17 protein-coding genes are annotated in these 26,476 nt (G+C 39.9%); all 17 read left to right on the top strand.

Annotated features, from left to right (window positions below; translation table 11 throughout):
- Window positions 1-16 precede the first annotated feature (16 nt).
- Entirely contained in the window at window positions 17-511 is a 495-nt protein-coding gene (gene trmL / locus PLH43_RS02270; protein ID WP_324359645.1) for a tRNA (uridine(34)/cytosine(34)/5-carboxymethylaminomethyluridine(34)-2'-O)-methyltransferase TrmL, read from the top strand.
- Window positions 512-850: 339 nt separating this feature from the next.
- The gene (locus tag PLH43_RS02265; protein WP_324359643.1) at window positions 851-2,374 is read left to right on the top strand and encodes a diguanylate cyclase; all 1,524 of its coding nucleotides are present in this window, start codon (window positions 851-853) and stop codon (window positions 2,372-2,374) included.
- A 199-nt stretch (window positions 2,375-2,573) separates the two neighbouring features.
- Window positions 2,574-3,608: a ketoacyl-ACP synthase III gene (locus PLH43_RS02260; protein WP_324359642.1), complete on the top strand. Its 1,035-nt coding sequence runs from the start codon at window positions 2,574-2,576 to the stop codon at window positions 3,606-3,608.
- Window positions 3,609-3,722: 114 nt separating this feature from the next.
- Complete coding sequence (locus PLH43_RS02255; protein ID WP_324359640.1) at window positions 3,723-3,968, top strand: phosphopantetheine-binding protein; 246 nt, start codon at window positions 3,723-3,725, stop codon at window positions 3,966-3,968.
- A 95-nt stretch (window positions 3,969-4,063) separates the two neighbouring features.
- Window positions 4,064-5,101: a ketoacyl-ACP synthase III gene (locus PLH43_RS02250; protein WP_324359638.1), complete on the top strand. Its 1,038-nt coding sequence runs from the start codon at window positions 4,064-4,066 to the stop codon at window positions 5,099-5,101.
- A gap of 53 nt (window positions 5,102-5,154) precedes the next feature.
- Window positions 5,155-6,639 carry a class I adenylate-forming enzyme family protein gene (locus PLH43_RS02245; protein WP_324359636.1) on the top strand — a complete coding sequence of 495 codons (1,485 nt, stop codon included), beginning with the start codon at window positions 5,155-5,157 and terminating at the stop codon, window positions 6,637-6,639.
- 20 nt (window positions 6,640-6,659) lie between these two features.
- Window positions 6,660-7,634 (top strand): alpha/beta hydrolase, encoded by a 975-nt coding sequence (locus tag PLH43_RS02240; RefSeq protein ID WP_324359634.1) that lies wholly within the window; start codon window positions 6,660-6,662, stop codon window positions 7,632-7,634.
- 48 nt (window positions 7,635-7,682) lie between these two features.
- Window positions 7,683-15,896 carry an SDR family NAD(P)-dependent oxidoreductase gene (locus PLH43_RS02235; RefSeq protein ID WP_324359632.1) on the top strand — a complete coding sequence of 2,738 codons (8,214 nt, stop codon included), beginning with the start codon at window positions 7,683-7,685 and terminating at the stop codon, window positions 15,894-15,896.
- The gene (locus PLH43_RS02230) at window positions 15,893-16,609 is read left to right on the top strand and encodes a 4'-phosphopantetheinyl transferase superfamily protein (protein WP_324359630.1); all 717 of its coding nucleotides are present in this window, start codon (window positions 15,893-15,895) and stop codon (window positions 16,607-16,609) included. Before PLH43_RS02235 ends, PLH43_RS02230 begins: the two co-directional genes overlap by 4 nt.
- 262 nt (window positions 16,610-16,871) lie before the next feature.
- The gene (gene gap, locus PLH43_RS02225) at window positions 16,872-17,882 is read left to right on the top strand and encodes a type I glyceraldehyde-3-phosphate dehydrogenase (protein WP_324359628.1); all 1,011 of its coding nucleotides are present in this window, start codon (window positions 16,872-16,874) and stop codon (window positions 17,880-17,882) included.
- 246 nt (window positions 17,883-18,128) lie between these two features.
- A complete protein-coding gene (gene pgk, locus PLH43_RS02220; RefSeq protein ID WP_324359626.1) occupies window positions 18,129-19,322 on the top strand; it encodes a phosphoglycerate kinase in 1,194 nt (397 codons plus the stop codon).
- A 14-nt stretch (window positions 19,323-19,336) separates the two neighbouring features.
- Entirely contained in the window at window positions 19,337-20,092 is a 756-nt protein-coding gene (tpiA, locus tag PLH43_RS02215) for a triose-phosphate isomerase (RefSeq protein ID WP_324359624.1), read from the top strand.
- A gap of 166 nt (window positions 20,093-20,258) precedes the next feature.
- Entirely contained in the window at window positions 20,259-21,794 is a 1,536-nt protein-coding gene (gpmI, locus tag PLH43_RS02210; RefSeq protein ID WP_324359622.1) for a 2,3-bisphosphoglycerate-independent phosphoglycerate mutase, read from the top strand.
- A gap of 260 nt (window positions 21,795-22,054) precedes the next feature.
- Entirely contained in the window at window positions 22,055-23,683 is a 1,629-nt protein-coding gene (locus tag PLH43_RS02205; RefSeq protein WP_324359620.1) for a diguanylate cyclase, read from the top strand.
- Window positions 23,684-23,877: 194 nt separating this feature from the next.
- Window positions 23,878-25,179, top strand: a complete 1,302-nt coding sequence (gene eno, locus PLH43_RS02200) for a phosphopyruvate hydratase (protein WP_324359618.1) — start codon at window positions 23,878-23,880, stop codon at window positions 25,177-25,179.
- A gap of 181 nt (window positions 25,180-25,360) precedes the next feature.
- Entirely contained in the window at window positions 25,361-25,600 is a 240-nt protein-coding gene (secG, locus tag PLH43_RS02195; protein ID WP_324359616.1) for a preprotein translocase subunit SecG, read from the top strand.
- Between the two features lie 252 nt (window positions 25,601-25,852).
- Entirely contained in the window at window positions 25,853-26,404 is a 552-nt protein-coding gene (locus PLH43_RS02190; protein WP_324359614.1) for an HDIG domain-containing metalloprotein, read from the top strand.
- Window positions 26,405-26,476: the final 72 nt, after the last annotated feature.

The raw sequence follows: 26,476 nt of genomic DNA, 5'->3' as shown, positions 1-26,476 counted from the left end.
TGGAAGGGAGAAAACAATGGCAATTAATGTTGTATTGGTAGAGCCGGAGATACCTCAAAACACAGGAAACATTGCTAGGACATGTGCAGCAACGGGGGCTAATCTGCATTTGGTCAAGCCTTTGGGGTTTTCGGTTGATGACAGATATTTAAAGCGTGCAGGTTTGGATTACTGGGATAAAGTAAACATAAAATATTACGATAGTTTCAGTGAATTAAGGGAGAAATATAAAGACCATACTTTTTATTTTTCTACTACCAAAGCTCAAAATCTGTATACCGATGTAAAGTATACTGAGGATTGTTTTATTGTATTTGGCAAGGAGACAGCAGGTTTGCCGGAAGAATTGCTTGTGGAAAATAGAGAATGGTGCATTCGAATTCCGATGAAAAGTGATATTCGTTCTTTGAATCTTTCGAACTCTGTTGCCGTAGTTGTCTTTGAAGCATTACGTCAAAACAATTTTGCCGGACTTGCGCCTTGTGGAAAGTTGACTAGATATACATGGTAATTTGGATGTTTTAAAAACAAAGTAGAAAGTAAAGTATGTTGTCGGGGCAGCTTTGGCGGGTGGAGAAAAAGATAATTAAGCGACGAAATTCTTGGCAGCAGAGTTTCTTGGTGCAAATCTACTCCCACCATACAATCCAAATAATGTAAATTTTGTATTTTAATTATTGTTTAAGGGTTTGCCAAAAGCGTTAGTTGATTTTTTTCTTAAGAAAGCCTTTTTGATGAACGTTTATGTGGAAATATTTCAAATACTAAAGTATAATATATAGTTATAATGATAGATATAAATAGTTTATGTTGACGACTTAATGACAGTTTATTCGGGTGGTAGGATATTATGGGCAAATTTGTTTCGCTATTGAAAAGAAAATATGTTGACTTGAGGGATACATATTTAAATACTGAGCTAAAAAAAGCCGAGTTGCTTTTTTACATTTTAGTTTCAATAATACTTGGGGTTATCCAATATCTGCTGTTGGATTACGAAGATACCTATAACATTCGAGGCTATATCAGCCATATACAATCAAGCATTGTAATTCTGATGGCTTTCCGATTTAGTTATTTGGGATTGGCAACAGCAATGGTGTTGATTATGACTGAGACAATATTTATAATTGAAGCCTATTTGGTTAGCTTTAATAATTATTTGTTGTTGGGGCTTACGCTAAAACTGTTTACGATTTTTGTGACCACTTTTATTGCAGTACTTACAAACAGGCAGCAGATTCAGAAAAAAAAGCTTGAGCAAATGGCGATTACAGATGAGTTGACGGGAGCGTACAATCAGAGATTTTTTCATATGAAGCTGGAAAGTGAGCTGGATAAGGCTCAGAAGAATAATAGCTCTGTCAGTCTAATAATGATAGATGTCGATAATTTCAAAATGTATAACGATGCTTACGGACATGACTTTGGGGATAATATATTAAGAACGACTGCATCAATACTTTTGGAAATATTGGATGAAGGCAGCTATTTGTGCCGCTATGGCGGAGATGAATTTGTGGTTATTATTACAAATGCCCAGATAAATAATCTGGAGTATATGGCAAACAATCTTCGTCAAGAGTTTGAAGAACTGAAACAAAAATATTATAAACACGAATTGTACGAGAAGGTAACACTGTCTTTCGGTTTGTCGGAATATCCCAATATGTCGCGAAACAAGAACGAGCTCATTTATCAAGCTGATTCGGCCTTGTATCATGCGAAAAATCTTGGAAAGGATAAAGTGCATCTTTATCAGGATGCGATAATGCAAATACGCAAGAATATCAGTTCCGACCATCAGCAGCTTATCGGAATATTCAAGGGATTGTTAAGCACTATATCGGCAAAGGACAAGTACACTCATGGGCACTGCGAACGGGTGGCGGCTTATGCGGTGTTAATTGCGGAAGCGATGAAATTGAGTGCCAAAGAAATCAGCATAATTCAGTGCGCAGGGCTATTGCATGATATTGGAAAGATAGAAATGCCCAAGCACATTTTGAATAAAAAAGAAGAACTGACAGATGAAGAGATAAATTATTTAAGGCGGCATCCCATTTATAGCGAAAACATACTTGAATCTTTGGCCGATATGGACAAGCTTACGGATTATGTGAGACATCATCATGAAAGATTTGACGGCAAGGGTTATCCAGACGGACTTAAAGGTAAGGAAATAAGCCTTGGTGCAAGAATATTGTGTGTTGCAGATTCTTTTGATGCCATGGTGTCCGACCGCCCGTACAGCAAAAGCATGACAAAGAAGCAGGCTTTCTGTGAGCTTGAAAAGAATGCTGGAACCCAGTTTGATCCGGAAATTGTAGAAGTTTTTATAAAAGCAATGAAATCATGTGCGGTTGAAACATGATAGGCTTAAGTTTACTTATTTACCCCTTGCATAAATTGTCGTTTTTTGGGTTTTTACAGATAAATCAAACAAAATATTGAAAAATATGTTGATTTTATGGTAAATTAAATATAAGATTAGTTCAAAGGATTTATTTCCCGATAGCATTGAGTTGATAGAAAGAGATATAGAATATTTTTGATATGTTATGAGGGGGATTATGGCTGAGTTATTTTATTTTCCCAAGAGAAAGAAGAAAACAATTCGCAGGTTTTGTAAAATATTGTCTACCGACTCTTATATTCCGGAGAGAGTAGTTGAAAACGACGAAATAATAAAGGAATATCATCCTTTCTTCAAAAATGAAGTGATTGTTAAAACCATTGGGGTGAAAAGAAGGCATATTGCCGAAAACGACATGGATGACAGTGACATCCTTGCAAAATCGGCAAGAGGATGCCTCGAAAAATGCAAAGTATTGCCGGATGACCTTTCAAGAATCATTGTGAACAAGTTTGTGGGTGATAATTTCTTGCCCATGACAGCAAGCAGACTCCAAGGCAAGATTGGTAGCAAGACTGCTGTACACGCTTTTGATATCGATGGGGGAACTTCGGCTTTTATTCACTCTATGGATGCGGCATCAAGATTTATTAATTCCGGCGATGAATATGTTCTTATATCGTCGGGAGGCATAATTTCCAAGTTTGTAAGCAAGACAGATCCAAGGGTTGCATTTTTGTTTGGAGATGCTTCGGCTTCAATACTTTTAGGTTACTCGGAAGAAAAGCATATATTGGCAAGTTATTTTTATTCTAACTGTCAGTATTACGATATGTTTGTTATGTTAAGCTACTTAAGCTTGTCGAAATTTTCCAGAGAGGAACTCTCGACGGCAGTATGGGATTTGTACAAAATGGAGAACTGGAAGACTGCGGAAAGCTTTTATAGAGAGGCAACAAGAGAAGTATCAAGGAATATTCTCGAAGAGAGCGGCCTTTCAATGAAAGATATTGACCTGGTTTTGGTTACCGAGAACAATATAAAAATATGGGAATTGACGCTGGAGACTTTAGGTGTGAACCCCGATAAAAGCATTTCTTTGGTTGGAGAATATGGCAATACTATGGCAGCAATGCTTCCGCTGCTTATAGACCATGGATTTTGCTCGGGAAAAATACAGAAGGGGATGAATATTATGATGATATCCCATGGAGAAGGATTTAGCGGAGGAGGACTTATATATAAGGTCTAAATCTAAAAATGTTGTCAAATTATATAAAAAAATTATATAGAATAGGATTGGATATGTATATTTTGTAGATTGTTTTTTTTTACAACTTAGACTATTTTTATAAGGGGGATTATTATGTGTTACGATGAAGTTTACAGCAAAGCAAAGGAATTGATAGCCGATTATCTAAGAGTGGATGAGAGTGAGATTAATCCTAAAACCAATCTTGTTGATGACCTTTGTGCCGACTCTATTGCATTGGTGGAGTTGGGGTTTAGATTTTCCGAAACTTTTTCTGTGCCCATGATGGAATCAAAGCCGGATTTGTTTGTTATGGATAATATTGTAAAATTTATATTGGACAACGCCGAGGGGAAATAATTAGAGAGTATTTGCAAACACGTACGATATATAAGATTACATATCAAGTATTTTGTTTAATTTACCACAGCAACGGATTGTAAATGGGGGAGACTATGAATAATGATATTAGATTTCCGGAAGTAAGGCCGCTTGAAATAGAGAGATATGCAAAAATAGTTTCTACGGGTGTCGGTCTTCCTGATAGAGTGGTTACCAATCAGGATATTATTGATACATACGGCATTATTGCAACCGACAGAGCTGTTCGGTATTCAGTAGGAATAACCGAAAGAAGATGGGTCGAGGACGAAAAACTTGAAGACTTGGTGGCTATGGCAATTTCCCAGTGTCTTGAAAGAGCAGGTCTTGATATTGACAGTGTGGATAGAATCATATATTCAAGACTTTTGGGAGATTATCAGATACCGGCAACTTCCATAGGTGCTCTCAGAAAGTTGGGGGCAAAGGTAGGAATACCGGCCTTCGATATGACATGTGCATGCAGCGGGTTTATGCATGCTTTAGATCTTGCAATACGGTATATTGATTCCGGAGACGACTATGTCCTTATCCTTGGAGGCGGCATAACTTCAAAGGGTATTCAGATATGGAAACAGCCGAATCAAAAAACGGTATTTTTGTTTGGGGATGCTGTAGTTGCAGTGTTAATCGGTTATTCTGAAGATAAGCATTTCCTGGCTTCTTATCTTATGACCAATCATCTCCTGTATGATAATGCTTTTATTCCGTTTGGGACAACCCTTTTTAAAAATGAGAATGTAAAAATCGAACCCGAGTTGTTCAATATGAACGTAATAAACGGGGATTTGATTCTTCAAAGCTCTGTCGAGTATTGCAGAATGATAACCGACAAGCTTTTGGCAGAAACAAATCTTACTTTGGACGATATTGATTATTTTATTACATCCGACCAATCAACAAAAATATGGGAAGCACAAGTCAAAGAATTGGGAATTCCCTTTGAAAAGAGCCTGAGCCTGTTTCATAAACATGCCAATACAGTTGCAGCAATGAGCCCGTTGATTCTTAATGAGCTTATCACATCAGGCAGGCTTAAAAGGGGAGACCTTGTAATGATGCATGCTCACGGAGCAGGCGCAAGCAGTGGGGGGATGATATTTAGATACTGATATATACCAAAATATAAATTTTAATATAATACTAAGTTTGGGGGGAAGCTAAAATGAACTATTGCAATTGGTTGTTTGACACTCAAAAGCAGGACCTTGACAGGGAAATCATCATTGATGGGGAAACTGGAAAGAGACTGACTTTTAAGGAGCTTCAATCAGAAGTAGTAAAGGTTGCAAACTTTTTGAAGTCAAAGGGATATGTCCCCGGAACAGTTATTGCGACACATCTTTACAATGGTGCTGAGGCAGCAGTTGCATTTTTGGCCATTGAATATATCGGATGTGTAGTGTGTCTTGTGGACCCGCTTTTTAAAGCAGATGAAGTACCGTACTATATACAAGATTCCGGTTCAAAATGCCTCATTACCCACTTGGAAAAAGAAGAGATAGTTGGCGGATTAACATCTGAAATTGATGTGATAAATGTAAAAGAGATCCGGGAAGTATGTGAAAAGGATGATTTTGAAGAGCCCCTACCAATGTATGATTTTAAAGAAGATGAACTTGCGCTGCTTTTATATACCTCAGGTTCAACTTCCACTCCCAAGGGTGTGATGCTTACAACGGGCTGCTGTTATACATTTTTAAGAAAGAATCATCAGTCGATGTACAGGTATGAGCCCGATGACAGAATTTTGTGTTTTGTACCCTTTTCCCACGGATTTGGTTCAATTTCCGTCCTAATCCCGGCATTGGCATATAAAGCGGGAATTGTGTTTCAGAAAACATTTCATCCTGCAAAAGTTGCTGAAACAGTGTTAAAAGAGAACATTACCCACATGTTGGGTGTACCGACCCATTACCGGCAATTATTAAGATATGAGCCTTTTATAAACAATTTAGGAAAGCTGAAAGCGGCTTTTTGCTCTGCTGCGCCTATTAGTTGTGAAGTAGCCAGGTTGTGGTACGAAAAAACAGGAATATATTTGGATGAAGGCTACGGAATGAGTGAGGCAACCACCCTTATTACCACAAGAATGTCCAGGCTTCCTTCAGCTTCGGGGGATGTGGGTCACCCGCCGGAAGGAATAATATCTGTCGATATTGTTGACGATAACGACAATATAGTAGAATACGGAACAATAGGAGAAATAAGGGTAACCGGACAAGGGCTCATGCTTGGATATCTCAATCGTCCTAAGGATACGGAGGAGAGACTTAGAAACGGATATCTTTATACCGGCGATTTGGGATACAAGAACCCTGACGGTTCCTTGGTTGTTTGTGGCAGGAAAACAGAATTCATCAACGTTGCAGGGCTTAAAATATCGCCGGTTGAGGTTGAGACCGCTTTAAATTCCCACTCTGATGTAATCGATTCTGCTGTTGTCGGAGTTGGAGACGATATTTATGGAGAAGTTGTAAAAGCCTTTGTTATCAAGAAGCAAAATTCGAGTTTGACTGAGAGGGAACTGATAAAATATGTTTCCGACAAACTGGCAAACTTTAAAGTACCTAAATATGTTGTGTTTGTTGATGAGTTTCCACGAAATAATGTCGGAAAAGTTGATAAAAAGGCATTAAAAAATATGTAGCATACAAAGGGTGTTTTGTTATGAATGAAGCAAGTTCGAAATTTGTGGATAATCTGGCCATTGAGAAGCTTCTCAAAGAGAAACTTATAAAGGTGACACACAAGCCACAAAATTTAATTATTGACGAGGGTGAAAGAATATTTGACGGTCTTTATAAGTATGAGCTGGATATGTCGACAGTTAAATTGGTCGAAGGCGATAAAAACGTAAATCGTTTTGAAATCCCGTCTTCCATGAAGACAGAGGATTATATCGAAAATAATACCATATACCTTTATTGTCATCCTGCTAAGGAGCCCATATGCAATATTCTGCTATTGCACGGTTTGTATGATGACAATATGTTTAATTATGCATTCTTAATAAAGATGCTAAATGAGCTTAAGTTCAATGTCTTTTTTATGGAGCTGCCTTTCCATTTTAACAGGAAACCGGCGGAAAGCTCTTTTAGTGGAGAATATTTCGTAAGCGCGGACCTTCTAAGATCCCGCAATGCTTTTATCCAAAGCATATACGATATTGAGACAGCTCGAAAGCTCATTTGTAATATTAATGCTTTGCCTTGTTTGCTTGTCGGATTTAGCATGGGAGGATGCATTTCCTTCAGGTATCACATATTAAAAGGCAGCTTTACAGGAACCTTTCTGATTAACCCCGTTACAGATATGTTAACGTTGGTATGGGATAATCCGTTGCTGGTTAAGGTCAGAAAAGACCTTGAAGACCACGGGTTCGGAAAAGAAAAGGTTGCTGATGTTTTTAAAATTTTAGATCCTTGTGAAAATATTAACACAGACTTTAATGTTGATAATATTGCGATTGTATATTCCATATATGATCAAATTGTAGGAGAGGGAAAAAACAGAATATTTGTCGAAAAAATTGAGAACGCAGGCTTGAAAAAAGTATTTGACTACCATGCAGGACATTTGAACATTTTACGAGTACCGAGACTTTCCAATGATATTTATGATTTTTTCATGAAGTGTTCTTAAGCTTGTAAGATATAGAGAAATATTATTTTATTTGTGGGGAGGTATACTATGAAGAATTACTTTTATCCCGAAGAGAGAATAGCGATTGTAGGAATGGGAGCATTGCTGCCCGATGCAAACAATGTGGATTCATTTTGGAGCAATATCCTAAGTAAAAAGGTATCCATTCGGGAAGTGCCCGAAAACGTTTTAAATCCTGATATATATTATGATCGGGATGCTTTTAGAAAAATCAATAAGAAAGACAAAACTTATACCAGAGTTATAGCACCTGTCGGTGTTGATGATTACACTTCATTAAGCAGAAAATTTAAAATTCCCCCAGCTGTGGCAGAACACATGGATCCGAATCAGCATGTGGCAATTTACTGCGTGGATCAGGCTTTGCAATCCCTTGCAAACAGCAATATCAATAAAGAACGTACAGCCGTCATAATGAATATTGGTGCTCCGGGAATTCGATACAACAATATAATTAGGAGAACCTATTACGCCAAGATAGAGCATTATCTGCGCAACAATCCGAAATTGAACGCAAATTTGAAAAAAGAGGAATTGGATGAGGTGCTCAACGAGCTTTCAAATATGGCTCTTGCGGGTACAATCCCCATTACCGAGGACAGTGCACCGGGAATGCTTCAAAGCATCACGGCATCAAGGATTTCCAACCTGTTTGACCTTTATGGTCCTGCATATACCGTTGATGCGGCATGTGCATCCAGTCTTGCTGCACTTATAAGCGGTATTACGGGGCTTTTAAGAAAGGATTATGATGTATTGATTACCGGCGGAGTGGACGTGTCATTGGACGAAAGCCCCTTTGTGGTTTTCTCCGCAATAAATGCACTGTCTCCAACGGGTTCCTACCCCTTTGATTCTCGTGCCAATGGATTTGTAATCGGGCTCGGGGGAGGAGTATTAATTTTAAAGAGATTGGAAGACGCTCTGAGGGACAATGACAGAATATATGCTCTGATATCGGGATTTGGCCAGGGAAGTGACGGCAAGGGTAAATATATTGCCGCTCCCAATGAAGAGGGACAGCTGCGTGTTATTAAAAGTGCGTTGGAAATGACCAACTATAGTACGGAAACCATTGAGTATATAGAAGCCCACGGTACGGGAACAACTGTGGGAGATGTTGTTGAAATAAAAGCATTGAAAAAAGCCTTTGAAGCTATGGGAGTTACCAAGAAAAACTTCTGCGGAATCAGCTCTGTGAAATCAAACATAGGGCATTTAAGGTATGCAGCGGGAAGTCCGGGGCTTATCAAAGCTGCCATGGCTATATATAACAAGATTCTGCCTCCTACTGCAAACGTTGAGACGATAAATCCGAAGCTTGAGATTGAGGATTCGCCTTTCTACATATTGACGGAGAAAAAACAGTGGAGGGAAAACTCTTCCCATCCAAGAAGGGCAAATGTCAGTGCTTATGGATTTGGCGGAGCGGATTATTGCGTTGCCCTCGAAGAATTCAGACCCGAATTTTTAAAGAAGACTTATGCTTTTTCGGGACCCGCTGAAAATGCTAAAAATTCAGCCGATGCAAAACTGCAGCAGTCTTCGGTGCAAGAGGTTGTGCTGTTTTCAGGTTCGTCAATAGAGGAAATTGGTGAGGCTTACAGGTCGTTTGTTGAAGAAAACAAAGAGAGCTCTGATTTTGAACAGTTGGTATTCTATAACAACTCTTGTGTTTCGGCAAAAAAAGAATACCGTCTGGCTATATGTGCTTGCTCTATGGACGAACTTAAGGAAAAATACCAGTTTTTCGAGGAATTTGTAAAAGAAGGTAAAATGGAAAACCTTCAGGCGCTTAACATAAAAGGGATATACTTTGGAAAAGGGGACGCGGTGACCCCGGACAAAGTGGCATGGATGTTCCCGGGACAAGCTTCCCAGTATCCCAACATGTTAAAGAGTATATATGAAAGCTATCCTCAGGTTGAGTCCCTTTATATGCAGGCGGATGCTGCCTGGAAATCAAAATACGGCTATGAGGTAACATCCCTTGTTTTTGGAGATGACGAGGAGAACCTTCAGACGGTGCTCAAAGACACCAAAAACACTCACCCTGTAATGTTTTTGAGCAATATTGCGATGTTCAAGCTCCTTTCGGAATCGGGCATAAAGGCTGACTTTATGATAGGTCACAGCTTGGGTGAAATAACGGCCCTTCATGCAAGCGGTATGCTGGACTTAAAATCTGCTCTTACTTTGATAGGGGAGAGAGGCTTTGCCTTTGACGGTATTCCAAAAGAGGACCGCGGCGTAATGATGAGCATAAAGGCGGACAAGCTCAAGGTAGAGGAATTGATCAAAGAAAGCGGACTTAAAGTATTTGTCGCAAACCTCAATTCTCCCGAACAGACGGTTGTAGGCGGAAGAGAAGACCAGATAGATGGGATGACCCAAATACTGGAGAAAAATAAGATTACATATACGAAGCTGAATGTCTCCCATGCCTTCCATACGGAGCTGGTTGCAGGCGCTGCGGAAAGCTATTATGAAAAAATCAAGGATATGGCCTTTGATGTACCTAAAGCTCACGTTATGGCATGCCACAGGATGGATTTCTATCCTGAGGACAAGGAAAAAATGAGCATTGTTCCGTCCATGCTAAAGGAGCAGATTGTTTCATCCGTTAACTTTACAGAATCGGTATTAAAGCTTTATGAAAAGGGTGTAAGAGTTTTTGTGGAAGCCGGTCCTTCTTCGGTGCTTACAAACCTTGTGAAGAACATTCTTCAAGGCAAGGATGTAAAAGTTGTGGCTTCAAACAATAAAAGAAAGAATGCTGTGGATGCATACAAGCAGGCTTTGGCAGAGCTTTTTGCATACGGTATGGATGTTTCTGTCCTGCCGTCAGGAAAGGCTTTGAAGCACTCAAAAGGAAGAGAAAACGTAGCCTGCGAAGCATTAAGTTTCCAAGCGGAAATGAAAGCACCGGTTCAAATAAATGTTAATGCTGAAAAACCTTGCGACAAGGAAAGTCTCGTATACAGCGGCGTTTCGGTGGGTTTGCCCGGTACATTTAAAAAAGTGTTCTCCGATGATAATTTTGACCTTATCTTTGAGGGCAAGAACCTGATTGAAAGACTTACCGACGATGAAGCAAACAGCATTTTGGATTTAAATATCACAAGGCTTTTAAAAACTGAAGCTCAGGCTACTTTCAAAAAACTTGCGTCTATTAATGAAGTTATACAGCTTGCCGGAAAGCTGGGCAAGATTGATATGCTGAGCGACTATCAAATTGATGAAAAGGTACTTAAGCAGATGACCATGACGGTGTGTGCCGGAGTGGCAGCAGGATACGAAGCATTAAAAGACGCGGGTATTCCGCTGATAAAAGAGCGGATAAAGACTTCCTGCGGCTCTTATTTGCCGGGCAGACTGGTGTTGCCGGAATACATGCAGGATGACACCGGAATAATATATGCCAATGGATTCTTCCCGATTGAGACTTGGGTGGATGAGGTTTCAAAATATGTCGCAAGCAAGTTTGCAAGAAAAACAAGAAATGATTTGATAGATTTCTATGAATCGGTTATTTCAAAAGTTAGCGATTATAGTGTGAAAAAGTATCTTACGGATTGGTTTAATCTCCACTATTCAAGACTTATGTACAATTGTGGAGAGGAAGAAATATACGAGTTCAATCATGAGTTTTTGTATAGTTTCTGTTTACTGGCCAACAACAGGCTTGCCCAATTTATCGGAGCGATGGGACCCAATTTCTTCGTGAGCGCTGCATGCTCTTCGACAATTACAGCTGTTACTGTGGCTGAAGACCTGATTCGAGCTGGACATGCAAGAAGAATAATTGTAATAGGAGCGGAAAATGTTACATCAAAATCAATTCTGCCTTGGTCTGCAGGAAGTTTTTTAAGTATGGGTGCACTCACCACTTCTTCCGATGTCTTTGAGGCTGCGGTGCCATTTGACAACAGAAGGAACGGAATGATTTTGGGAGCAGGCGCTGTGGGACTTGTTATTGAAAAAGAGTCGGATGTCGCCGAAAGGGGAATGAACGGTATTTGCCGCATTTTAGGCACCCATGTCTTCAATACGGCAGGACATCCGTCAAAGATTGACAATAACAGATTCTCAGTTGAGTTTGACAGATTCATGACCAAGATGGAACAAGAGCATGGATTTGACAGGAGGGACATTGCGAAAAGGACGGTATACTACTCCCATGAAACCTTCTCTCCGAGAAAGGGCGGATGCGCCAGTGCCGAAAAAGCAGCACTTGAGGGTGCATTCGGCAGCAGTTTCAGGGAGATAAAGGTTATCAATACAAAGGGAATGACAGGACACACCATGGGTGCCTCAATCGAGGAAGCTGTGGCGGCAAAAGCATTGCAGTATCAGAAGATTCCTCCGGTTGCCAATTTCAGGGAGCCGGATCCGGACCTTGAAGGCCTGAATTTGTCACAAGGGGGATCCTACAGCTTTGATTATGTAATAAGAATGGTTACAGGCTATGGTGCCCAGGGCAACTATCACCTTCTTCAAAAAATTGCTGACGGTGATGAAAGGATTTTGGACAGGGAAGTATATCAAAGATGGCTTGACAAAATAACGGGTTCTAAAAATGCAAAGCTTGAAAAATGCGGAAGAATTCTTGTGGCCGAGGGAGCGGAAAAAGAAATTGAAGCATCAACGGATAAGGCTCCTTTAGGTAACAGTGCTGCTGCGGTTTCAGACAGCAAACCGAGTTATGATGCGAATACCAAAGCCATGGCTTCTTATACGGACACGCCTAAGACAGCGGATGGCAACATTGTGGATCAGATACTTGAGATATACTCCGAAATAACCAGATATCCTAAAGATATGCTGGATTTAAACATGGAAATTGAGGCGGATCTGGGTATTGATACGGTAAAACAGGCTACAATCCTTTCGATAATATCGGAGAAATTTAATATTCCTCAGGAGGACAGCATAAAGCTTTCAAACTATCCTACGATTGGTCATGTTGTGAATATGGTTCAGGCAAGATACGCAACGGAAGATGGCGCAAAAAAAGAAAGCACCGGGACTGATGCAAAAAATAATGCTGCCTTTGATGCCGGAAACGAGGCTGAAGATGTTGAAGAGGAAGTTTTCAAGGTTATTTCTGAAATTACCAAATACCCTGTGGAGATTCTTGAAAGAAATATGGAAATGGAGGCTGACTTGGGGATAGACACAGTTAAGCAGGCGACTATTTTCTCAATTCTCAGTGAGAAATTTGACCTTGGCCAAAATAGCGCAAATATATCCCAATACAAGACAGTAGGCTCTATTGTGGATCTTGTGAAAGAGAGCAGGAAAATAAAATCAAAAGAAGCCGAAAGCTTTGGGGCGGGTATAAGCAACTCCAATACTGTCACTCTTGAAAAAGCAACCGAAAAACTCCAAAGCGACAAAGAGATGGGTAAACCTCAAGGCGACAAGGTTAAGCCCATTGGTGGCAATAATGAAACGGACATTGAGGAAAAAGTCCTCAGGATAATTTCGGAAATCACGAAATATCCTGCAGAAATGCTGGAAAGAGATATGGAAATGGAAGCGGACTTAGGGATAGATACAGTTAAGCAGGCCACCATATTCTCATTGCTAAATGAAGAATTTGATATTGGAAAAGACGAAAGGGTAAATATTTCAGACTACAAAACAATAGGAAGCATTATTGATTTGGTAAAAGGCAGTTTTAAAAAAGCAGAATCCATTTTAGAGGATGTCAAAGATGAGGTTGCGGCTGTTGAAAGCATTGACGATGAAGACATTGTGATTGAAAAGGATCTTTGTCTTATGATACCGGTTTTTGTGGAAAAACAAGCAGAGGGCACGGATTTCGAACTAAAGGACAAAAAGATATGGATTGTCGGTGACAATGACAAACAGGTTCAAAAAGCAGCGCAATATTTTGCAAAACTTTCGGCCGGGATTGAAGAATTTGTGTTTGAAAATTTTGGCGATGCAGCCGAATTGGAAAACAAGGCTTTTGACTTCGTCGGCAAAAACACTAAAGTTGATGCCATTGTCGATTGCACTCACTTAGGCACTGATATTGATTTTGACAAAATCTCCGACAATGAACTTAAGAAGATGTTGTTTTTGAGCAGTGAGGCGAGATTTATATTCTATAAAGCGCTGTCGCAAAAACAGAACGCACCTGAAATAAGAATTGTGTGTGCAATATCAATGGATGGCTGCCACGGCTATTGTCAAAACGGGCAGATTGCAAAAGACCCGTTCTATGGCGCTCTGTCGGGCATTTATAAAGGACTTGGGAAAGAGTGGGGCAAATCGAAAGTCAAGATTGTAGACTTGGGCCCAGGTAAAAGCGATGTATTAAAGGATGAGGATTTGTCGGTACTTGCCCAGGAACTTCGAAATAAATGTGATGATTGGGAAATTGGATACTGTGAAGGAAAAAGAGGCGTAATAAAGCTTAAAAATCTGGATCGCGCAAGCTTCAACCAAGTGAATATACCGGAAAATGCCCATTTCGTGATTACCGGCGGCGGAAACGGAATCACTTCGGAGATTACAAAGGAACTGTCCCGAAGATTTAAGGGAAAGTACACGATAATCGGAAGGACGGAGCTTTTGGATGATTTCGGAGTAATTCTTGGTGATGATGAGGCTTCTTTGAACAATATAAAGCTGGAAATTCAAAAAAGACTGGAAAAGGCCAATAAAAAAGTGACTCCGGTAATGGTTCAAAAGGAATTTGACAAGCTTGTCAAGTCCGATTCAATTAAAAAGCTTTTGGAAAGCATAAAGAAGGATGGAAACAGTGCGGAATATTTGTCCTGTGACGTAAGAAACTATGAAGAGCTTAAAAAGGCTTTGGACAAGGCTGTACAGGAAAACGGGCCTGTACACGTTCTAATCCATGGAGCCGGAGTGGAAAGGAGCAGACTTTTAAGCCAAAAAGAAAGGGAAGAGTTCAATGAGATATTCTCTGTAAAGGCAAAGGGCCTTTGCAACCTCTATCGGATACTGGATAAAAGAGAACTGAAGATTGCTTTTGCCTTCTCTTCCATATCCGGAAGATTCGGCAATGAAGCGCAAATTGACTACTGTGCGGCCAATAGCTTTATAAGCAGCTTTATGTCAATGCTTGGCTCAACCCATAAAGACATATATTCCTTAAGCTTGGCATGGTCCGGATGGAAGGACTTGGGTATGGCTTGGAGGAATGAATTTGTAAAAGTAAACTCTGAGGAAATGGGACTTCATTTGATTGAACCTGACAGGGGAGCAAATGAGTTTGTCAATATTCTTACCAGAGGCCTTGACTCGAAAGAAGTGGTTATAAGCAGGGGACTTGGCGCTCTTGCCAATAACCAAGCTGCTGATGAAAACTTGGATGACAAGCCGATGATTGATTGGATAACTAAGAAGGACGGTAAAATTGAGAAAGTATTCAAAGTCGTATCCGTCAAAAGGGATGCCATTTTCGACCATCACAGGCTGGGAACGGTACCTTTGGCTCCGGCAGTGTCCTTCATGGAACTGGGAGCGGAGGCTTTAAGCCTGATATCCGGGAAAAGCGAGCAATTCTGCTTCAGAAATATCAATATGGACAAGCCGTTGAAGCTTTTCCATGAGGAACCGAGAGAAGTAATTGCTTTGGTGGATCAAAATGAAGGAACGGACAGTATTGATGTAAAGTTATATACTTATCTGAATTCCAGATTCGGTATCTCAAAGCTTATAGGCTTAAACAGCATGAATGTCAGCAACAACTTGGGAGAATACAGTCACCTTCTTGAGATTATGAAAATTGGAAATGAACCTATGGAAGAAGATTTTACCGGAGAAGCACTAAAAGCCTTCTTAAGAAAAAACGGCAATTCCATAAATCTTGGAACTTTGTTCATTGATGCGAAAAAGGAAAGCCATGTTTTCAGACGAAATAAGAACGGTGCGGTATTTTCAATGCTTCTTCCTGAGGAAGAGCTCACAAATAAAAAATATAATCTGGATAAATTGCTGATAAATCCGGCCTTTGCCGATTCGGTTTTCCAGATTTGCGGTGTACATTCCCTGGTTGACGGCGAGGATGTGTATTTGCCGTGGCAGGTGGATGAGTTTGGCGTCGTCAAGGCTCCGAAGGAAAGAATTCGCTACAAGGCATATTCGGTGTTAAAGTATAATGACGAAGAAGTAAAAGTATATGATGTTATTATGCTCAATGAAAAAAATGAAGTGTGCTATTATGCTAAAAACGTTAAGATGAGGCTTATTCACTCATGATGGGAGCTTCTTTCGAAGATACAGTGGGATTGGCCAATTTTCATTTGGACACACAGGCAGCAAAGTACGGGTTTTGCTATCATGTTGTGGACATGGGGGAAATGGCCGAAAGGCTAAAAGAGGATGAACACGGTGTTTTGTCGGTGTTGTCCGACAGGGAGCTTGTGCATTTGAAAGACTTGAGAAACCCGAAGAACAGGCTGCAATGGATTTCGGGAAGATATGCGGTAAAATCTGCGGTTTTTAAATACAAGCTAAGGGAGCAAAGCCTGATAAATCCGAACTGTCTGGATGTGCTGAAAGGGGCGGATTCGGCCCCTTTCATTCTCCAGTATCCCGATTTGTGCGTATCGATAACCCACTCATTTCCGTATTGCATCGGAATGGTTTGGGATCGCGCAGTCGGGATAGACATGGAAAAGGTTTTTTTTCCGGAAAAAGCGCTGATAAAGCATTTTTTTTCCCACAGGGAGGAAGAGTTTTTAAAAGGGATTGAAAATAGCGGCGAATATTCGGTTAAGTCCACAATTTTATGGACGAGAAAAGAGGCTTTGTCAAAGCTTTTTCGCCTGGGAATGAAGATGGATTTTAAAAAACTTGACACCTTGGAGGACACAATAATTTTTCCGGAAAAAAACAATGTGCGCCTGTTATCTTTTGTGTGCAACAATTACTGTATTTCCCTGGCATTATCGGATATTAGTGAGAATTAAAATTATTGACTAAAATCTTAAAAATTGTCCATAATATTAATGCGTGATAAAGACAAAGAATTACATCCAAGGAAGATAAAAATACTTTGTTAAAAAATTAATTATTTTTAACTAAACTATTGAAAATAAAAATAAAATAATATAAAATGAAACATGGTGCAAGATATACTTGCCAGAGGATGAATTTCTTACTGCATTCATGCTGTATGGCAGCTAATATAAGCATTAACTCAAATTTTAATTTACATAGGAGGCGATATTAATGGCAGTAAAAGTAGGTATCAATGGTTTTGGACGTATCGGACGTCTTGTATTCAGGGCTAGTCTCAACAACCCCAATGTTGAAGTTGTTGGTATAAACGACCCATTTATTGACCTTGAATACATGCAATATATGTTAAAGTATGATACAGTACATGGCCAATTCAAAGGTGAAATCTCAGAAGACAACGGAAAACTCGTTGTAAACGGCAAGAAAATAAGCGTTTATGCTTGCATGGATCCTGCTGAGATTCCGTGGAGCGAATGCGGAGCAGAGTACATCGTTGAATCCACCGGTGTATTCACAACTACAGAAAAGGCTTCAGCTCACTTCAAGGGCGGTGCAAAGAAGGTAGTTATCAGTGCTCCTTCAGCAGATGCTCCAATGTTTGTTATGGGTGTAAACAATGACAAATACACAAAGGATATGAACGTTGTATCCAACGCTTCATGTACAACAAACTGTCTTGCTCCTCTGGCTAAAGTTATTCATGAAAACTTTGGAATCGTAGAGGGCTTGATGACTACTGTACACGCTACAACTGCAACTCAAAAGACAGTTGACGGTCCTTCAAAGAAAGACTGGAGAGGCGGACGTGCAGCAGCAGGCAACATCATTCCTTCATCAACAGGAGCTGCAAAAGCTGTTGGAAAGGTTATTCCAGAATTGAACGGCAAATTGACAGGTATGGCATTCAGAGTTCCGACTCTTGACGTATCTGTTGTTGACTTGACTTGCCGTCTTGAAAAGCCTGCTACTTACGATGAAATCAAAGCAGCTGTTAAGAAGGCTTCAGAAAATGAATTGAAGGGTATCTTGGGATACACTGAAGATGCAGTTGTTTCTTCAGACTTTATCGGCGATTCCCGTACTTCAATTTTCGATGCTGATGCAGGTATATCCCTCAACAGCAACTTTGTAAAACTCGTTTCATGGTATGACAATGAATGGGGTTATTCAAACAAAGTTGTTGATTTGATAGTTTATATGGCTTCAGTTGATGCGAAATAATTATTGCTGAAGATATAAGAAAAGGTTCGGTTAAAACCGGGCCTTTTTGAATTTAAGCTTCTTTGTTTAAGCAAAAACTTTGTTAAAAAATAGATAAATTTTACGTTGTACTATTGAAAAGTATGATAAAAAGATGGTAAAATGTTAACGGTCAACTAGAGGCATTTTTTGACGTTTATACATAAAATGCGGTTTTAAAATCAATAATACAATAATGTTCAATATGTTTAGGGAGCGTGAATATTTATGTCAATGATGAACAAGAAGACCATTGAGGATGTTGATGTAAAAGGTAAGAAGGTCATAGTCAGGGTTGATTTTAATGTGCCTTTGGACGAAAACAGAAAGATTACTGATGATAAGAGAATAGTTGGTGCGCTTCCAACCATTAAGTATTTGGTTGACCAAGGTGCAAAAACTATACTGGTTTCACACCTTGGAAGGCCGAAGGAAGGTTTTGAAGAAAAATACAGCATGGCTCCAACTGCTGTGAGACTTGGTGAACTTCTCGGAAAAGAAGTAATAATGGCAAAGGATGTTATCGGTCCTGATGCAAAAGCAAAAGCAGCTGCATTAAATGAAGGCGAAGTTTTAATGCTTGAGAACGTTAGGTTCCACAAGGAAGAAACTAAAAACGACCCTGCTTTTGCAAAAGAATTGGCAAGCATGGCAGAAATCTATGTAAACGATGCGTTTGGTACAGCTCACAGAGCTCATGCTTCAACAGCAGGTCTTGCCGACTATCTGCCGGCAGTATGCGGATACCTTATCCAGAAGGAAATCGATTTCATGGGCAAGGCACTGTCAAATCCCGAAAGACCGTTTGTGGCAATATTGGGCGGTGCCAAGGTTTCGGACAAAATTGGTGTTATAGAAAACCTCATTGACAAGGTTGACACTCTTATAATTGGCGGAGGTATGGCATATACCTTCTTTAAGGCAAAGGGATACAGCATAGGTACATCTCTTTGTGAAGACGATAAAGTAGAACTTGCAAAAAGTCTTATGGATAAAGCAGAAAGCAAGGGAGTTAAGTTATTGCTTCCTGTAGACAATGTTGTAGGTAAAGAGTTTAGCAATGACACAGAACGCCAGACAGTATCTTCAAATCAAATTCCCGACGGATGGATGGGTATGGATATTGGTGAGGAAACTGTTAAGTTGTATTCAGAAGCAATCAAGAATGCTAAAACTGTGGTATGGAACGGACCTATGGGAGTATTTGAGTTCTCTAACTTTGCGAACGGTACAAAGGAAGTGGCAAGAGCAGTTGCCGATTCCGGAGCAATCTCAATAATAGGAGGCGGAGACTCTGCTGCAGCCGTAGAACAGCTTGGTTTTGCAGATAAAATCACACACATCTCAACCGGAGGCGGAGCATCATTGGAGTTCCTCGAAGGAAAAGTATTGCCGGGAATTGATGTATTATTGGATAAATAAGGGGAGACAAGGTTATGAGTAGAAAAATTATTGCAGCTGGAAACTGGAAAATGAACAAGACAGCAAAAGAAGCTGTTGAGTTTGTTGAGGCTTTAAAAGGAAGAGTGGCAGATGCCGATTCCGAAGTAGTAGTAGGTGTACCCTTTGTATGTTTGCCGGGCGTTATTGAAGCGGCAAAAGGCTCAAATATAAAGGTTGCGGCTCAAAACATGCACTGGGAGGAAAAAGGCGCTTTTACGGGAGAAGTTGCAGGTCCTATGTTGGCTGAGCTTGGAGTTGACTATGTTATTATCGGTCACTCCGAGAGAAGACAGTACTTCGGTGAGACTGACGAGACAGTTAATAAAAAGGCACATGCGGCATTTAAATACGGTTTAAAGCCGATTATCTGTGTGGGTGAGTCACTGACTCAGAGAGAGCAGGGAGTTACTGCCGAATTGGTAAGGTACCAGGTTAAGATTGCTTTATTGGGCCTTTCTGCAGAACAGGTAAAAGAGACTGTAATTGCTTATGAACCCATTTGGGCTATTGGTACCGGAAAGACTGCTACAAACGAGCAGGCTGAGGAAGTTTGTGCAATAATAAGAGACTGCGTAAAAGAGCTTTACGGAGACGATGTTGCCCAAGCTATCAGAATTCAGTATGGCGGAAGCGTTAATGCAGCCAATGCAGCAGAACTCTTCAATATGCCGAATATCGACGGAGGTCTTGTAGGAGGCGCAAGTCTCAAACTTGATGACTTTGAAAAAATTGCAAAGTACAACAAGTAATTAAAAGGCTTTAAAAATTTGTATAGTTTAAATAAAAACAGTCCCGCCAAAAATTAAAGGGACTGTTTTATTTAACTATATTCAAATACCTAAAAATGTGGTATATATAAATAGGATTTAAATCAATTTGATACTTAGTGAATAAATTGAAATGGAGTGTATAAAAATGAAAGACAGGCTTGTGACGTTGATTATTTTAGACGGTTTCGGTATTAACCCGCAGAAAGAGGGAAATGCCATAGAGGCTGCAAATAAACCGAATATAGACAGGTTTATGAGGGAATATCCCAATACAATAGTCCGTACCAGCGGTATGGATGTTGGACTTCCTGAAGGCCAAATGGGAAATTCCGAGGTGGGACATACCAACATTGGTGCAGGAAGGATTGTATATCAGGAACTCACAAGGATAACCAAATCCATTCAGGATGGGGACTTCTTTGAGAAGAAGGAGTTTTTGGATGCTGCCGAAAACTGCAGAAAGAACAATTCAAAGCTGCATCTTTTCGGGCTCCTTTCCGACGGTGGTGTTCACAGCCACAATACCCATCTGTATGGCCTGCTGGAGTTTGCAAAAAAACAGAATCTGAAAGATGTATATGTTCATTGCTTCTTTGACGGAAGAGACGTTCCGCCGGACAGTGCGATGGGTTACGTAGAGGAGCTTGAGAACAAAATTAAAGAAATTGGCATCGGCGAAATTGCAACCGTCATGGGAAGATATTATGCCATGGACCGTGACAATAGATGGGAAAGGGTAAAGCTTGCCTATGACGCCATGGTTCTTGGAAAAGGAAACCAAGCTTCAAGCGCAAAAGAAGCAGTTGCCGAATCTTATGAAAAACAGGAGTTTGATGAATTCGTAAAGCCTACGGTTATTATGAAAAACGGCTCTCCCGTGGCTACCATTGAAGAAAATGACTCCATAATATTCTTCAACTTTAGGCCCGACAGAGCCAGAGAAATCACCAGAACCTTTACGGATGTCAATTTTTCCGGTTTTGAAAGGGAAAAGGGATATTTCCCGGTATTCTTTGTCTGCATGACCCAGTATGATAAAACTTTTGAAAATGTTGTTGTTGCATTTAAGCCTGAAAGCCTTGAAAATACTTTTGGAGAGTATATCAGCAAGAATGGATTGAGACAGCTTAGAATTGCCGAGACAGAAAAGTATGCCCATGTTACTTTCTTCTTTAATGGAGGCGTTGAAGCTGTTTATGAAGGAGAAGACAGGGTATTGATAAATTCTCCGAAGGTTGCAACATATGATTTGAAGCCTGAAATGAGCGCCTACGAAGTAACCGACAAAGTGTTGGAGTGCATAAATAAAAAGGAATACGATGTAATAATATTAAATTATGCGAACCCTGACATGGTTGGTCATACAGGAGTCTTTGAGGCGGCAAAATCTGCAATTGAAGCCATTGACGAGTGCCTCGGCAAGGTTGTGCCTGCGATACTTGAACAGGGCGGTGTGGCATTAATAACTGCAGACCACGGAAACTCCGAACAAATGGTAGATTATGAAACCGGAGGACCGTTCACGGCACATACAACAAATCCTGTTCCCCTTATTGTTGCAGGATTGGGAGATGTCAAGCTTAAGGAAGGAAGGCTCGCAGACCTTGCTCCGACAATGCTTGGTATTTTAGGACTTGAAAAGCCCAAAGAAATGACAGGAGAATCATTGATTGTAAAATAATATCAATTTGTTTTGAATATTAAATAAAAATATACCTGAAACTTCGGCATTATTGCTGAAGTTTTTTTATGGAGTATAAAAAATTGAACAAAATAGAAAATATTTCTTGAAAATCCATTCATATTGTAGTAAATTATTGTAGAATAAAATTGTTGTTTCTTAAAAGAAAAGGATTATCTGACATTATGTATTTTTCAATGATAATGAATTTTGGGTTCTGCCAAGGAGGGGGCCCGGCAATATGAAAAAGGAAGGTCGCTATGATTAGAACGTTTGACAAGACAATTAGTCACAAAAATGATCTTCAAAAAGACAAGAAAGAAAGTTTTTTGTCGTGGTTGGGAATGCCCAAAAATGAGTCTTCCAAGTTATTTTTTATCATTGCGTCAATTCATGTGATTATTGTAATAATACAGGCATCAGGTATGTTGCCGGTGGAATTTAGGGCTGTAACGGGAATATTTGAAATCGGACTTTCAATTTTATTATCTTATCGTTTCGGCTATATGGGAATGTCCTTGTCCCTAATAACCAACGGTTTGGCATCAATGCGTCTTTTTAACATATCGAGGCAGATATATATAGTGTTGGCAAATGAAGCCGGTCATTTGGAGGGTAATTTAAGAATAATAGCAGACAGCGCTCCCGGCCTTCTTGTAAACCTTTCCGCAGCCAGAGTGGCGGTGATGATTGTATCGATAATTGTTGCCTATTCTTGCGAGCAGGAGAGAAAACACATAAGTAAGCTGGAATGGCTGGCTTGCGTTGATGGAGTTACCGGTGTATATAATCACAGATATTTTCAGACCAGACTTGAAGAAGAAATTGAGAAGGCAAACATAAGAAAAGGTACTTTGGCGTTGGTGATGATTGATGTGGACAATTTTAAAAGATATAACGATACCCTTGGACACATAGCAGGGGACAGGCTTCTTTCAAAAACCGCCGAAATATTTACCGCAGGTGCAAGACAGCAGGATATTGTTTGCAGATATGGGGGAGATGAATTTGCAATATTAATGCCTGATGCCGATTCTAAAAGCATTCTTTTAATGATTGAAGAGATAAGAAAAGAATTTTCAGCTTTTTTGAACACAGAAGAGTTTAGGATGCATAAAAACGAAATCAGCTTGTCTGTGGGATATTCAATGTATCCGGAGCTTGCAAAAAACAAGGTCGACTTGATTATGCAGGCTGACAGCGCTTTATATCAGGCCAAAAACATGGGAAGAAACAACGTTCGAATCTATAGGGATGTTTTTGAGGATATAAAGACATTTTTTAACTCAGATGAGCAACAGTTGCTTGGGGGATTGAGAGCTCTTCTCGGTACGGTTTCGGCAAAGGATAAATATACGCTGGGATATTCGGAACGCGTCATGGAATACGCCGTGAGGATTGGAAAAGCTATGGGTCTTGGAAGTGAAAGATTGCGGCTCCTCAAAATAGCTGCACTGCTTCATGATATAGGAAAAGTGGAGATTCCCGAAACTGTACTTAATAAAACTGAGCCGCTGACTTCTGCCGAGATGAGGTGTCTGCGCAGGCATCCAATGTATAGTGTTGACATATTGGAGCCTTTGTCCAGTATTGAGATGCTGATTGATTCTATAAAATATCATCATGAAAGGTATGACGGCAAAGGATACCCCACCGGGAAAAAAGGCAAGGAGATACCGCTGGAAGCCAGGATTTTGTGTGTGGCAGACGCCTTTGACGCCATGCTGTCGGACCGTCCTTATAGAAAAGGAATGAATATGAATGAGGTGCTGGAAGAACTGAAAAGCAATTCGGGAACACAATTTGATCCTGAAACGGTGGAAGCCTTTTTAAGCACCTTTGGTATTGACTGCGATATTGTCTGTGAAAGTGTCGATGAGGCCATCTAAAAAGATTGATTTGAATTTATGAAAATATTAAAATGAAAATATTAAAAAATGTTTTAACTTTGGACATTATGGATAAAATATACTATGGTTTTGCAACAAATGCCTTCTATTAATTTAGCTTTGGGGCAATATAATAGGGGATGTAATGTTGATTTTTAAAATACAAAAATAGCTACATGAAGGGAGAATGAGTAATGAAACAGTACTTGGAAATTGAAAGCGTATTTGCGAGAGAAATACTCGACTCAAGGGGTAATCCTACAGTAGAGGTGGAGGTTATAGCAGAAGGCGGATTTATAGGCAGAGCGGCAGTTCCGTCAGGTGCATCCACAGGTGCCTTTGAAGCTGTAGAGTTGAGGGATAACGACAAAAGCAGATATATGGGCAAAGGTGTGCAAAAAGCCGTGGAAAACGTAAATAATATTATTGCGCCTGAAGTGGAAGGTATGAACGTATTTGACCAAGCGGCTATTGACAACCTTATGATAAGCTTGGACGGCACTCCGAACAAGTCAAAGTTGGGTGCCAATGCCATTTTGGGAGTTTCCCTTGCGACGGCAAAAGCCGCTGCTGAAGCACTTGGTATAAGTCTTTACCAGTATATTGGCGGTGTAAATGCAAAGACTCTTCCAGTTCCCATGATGAATATAATAAATGGGGGAAAGCATGCAGATAACAGTGTAAATATTCAGGAATTTATGATAATGCCGGTAGGCGCTGCTTCATTTAGAAATGCCCTTCAAATGTGTGCGGAAGTTTTCCACAATCTAAAGAAAGTATTAAAGGATAAAGGCTACAGTACAGCCGTAGGAGACGAGGGAGGCTTTGCTCCGAACCTTAAAACCGATGAGGAAGCCATTCAGGTTATATTGGAGGCAGTTGAGAAGGCCGGATACAAACCGGGTGACGATTTTAGAATTGCAATAGACGCTGCTTCCACAGAAATGTACCAGGAAGACGGAACATATCTTTTCTGGAAATCCGGTGTGAAGAAAACAAGGGAAGAGATGATAAACTACTGGGAAGAACTGGTTAATAAATATCCGATTATTTCTCTGGAAGACGGTGTTGCGGAAGAAGACTGGGAAGGCTGGAAAATGCTCACTGAAAGACTCGGAAAGAGAATCCAGCTTGTTGGCGACGACCTCTTTGTTACAAATACAACCCGACTTAAGAAAGGTATAGAAATGGGAGTGGGCAACTCCATACTTATTAAAGTAAACCAAATAGGAACACTTACCGAAACCCTTGATGCTATAGAAATGGCAAACCGTGCAGGATATACTGCAGTTGTATCCCATAGGTCCGGAGAGACTGAAGACGCAACAATTGCCGATATTGCTGTGGCAACCAATGCCGGTCAGATAAAAACCGGAGCTCCCTCTAGAAGCGACCGTGTGGCAAAATACAATCAGCTTTTAAGAATAGAGGAGGAAATAGGGGCAGTTAGCCGCTATCCCGGACTTGAAGCATGGTTTAACTTGAAAAATAAATAAGAGACCAAGACTGGGACAATAGATAAAAGAAGGCAGATATATTACCGTATAAAAGACAAGATACTATAAAAAGAACACCACGAGATGAAAAACTTTCAAAAATCATTGGTATTGGTGCTTGTATTCTTTGAATTAGTATGTTACAATGTATCTTGTCAATTTTTTAGGAGGTGCCTTTAGCATGCAAATAGTAGTTACTATTTTTCATTTGATTTTCTCAATATCATTAATTGTGATTGTATTGCTCCAGTCAGGTAAGCAGGCTGGGTTGTCAGGTTCTATTGCCGGTGGCGCTGAAACTTTTTTTGGAAAGAACAAGGGAAAAACTATTGATGCTATTTTAAGTAAATATACAGCAGTTGCAGCTATAGGATTCCTGATTACTTCAGTTGTATTGCAGCTTATTATTACTTCGAAATAAGATATCGAAAAGAGGGAACTGTATACGCAGTTTCCTTTTTTTGCTGCTTTTTATGCCCTTCTTCTTGTTGATATAATTTATACTTAAAACTCTATTTTATTCCTTGTAATTATTATTCTAATTTAGTAATATAATATTGGGCTTTGAGTTTGTCTGCAAGCTTTATTAGTTACGATGAGTTTTTGGTTGTTGGTTGGGTTATATTTTAATTGTTTTAAGCTATTCAATATTAAATTGGAGGTATTGGTTTCGATGGAAAGGGAACAAGCACTGGAAGAGTTAAAGAGCAGAATTGAAAATGAGAACTTGATAAAACATTCTCTTGCAGTTGAAGCAATAATGAAGGATTTGGCTTTTTACTTTAAAGAAGATATTGACAAGTGGGGCTTGGCCGGGTTGCTTCATGACATTGATTGTGAAAAAACAGCGGGCGACATTTCAAAGCACAGCTTGGTCGGGGCTGAGATTTTGGAGTCTCTTGACATTGAGAGTTCAATCATATATGCTGTAAAAGCCCACAATGATTATCATGGTATTGAAAGAAAGCGAAAAATTGACAAGGCTTTGTATTGTGCTGACCCTGTTGCGGGTCTTATAACAGCTTCTGCTTTAATTCTTCCTTCTAGAAAATTGGAAGATGTGACTGTTGATTTTGTTATGAAAAGGATGAATGAAAAAGGTTTTGCAAAAGGTGCAAACAGAGAGCAGATAAAGTCTTGTGAACAGTTGGGACTTTCCTTGGAAAAATTTATTGAAATCGCTTTGGAAGCTATGAAAAAAATTTCTTACGTTTTGGGGCTCTAAGAGCTTTTTAAAGAAGCCCATAATATAAATAATTCAAAAAACCAGGGTTTAATAATCTTGGTTTTTTATTTG

Source organism: Acetivibrio sp. (assembly GCF_035371925.1).
Lineage (GTDB): Bacteria > Bacillota > Clostridia > Acetivibrionales > Acetivibrionaceae > Hungateiclostridium.
This window is presented reverse-complemented; position numbering and strand designations above follow the sequence as displayed.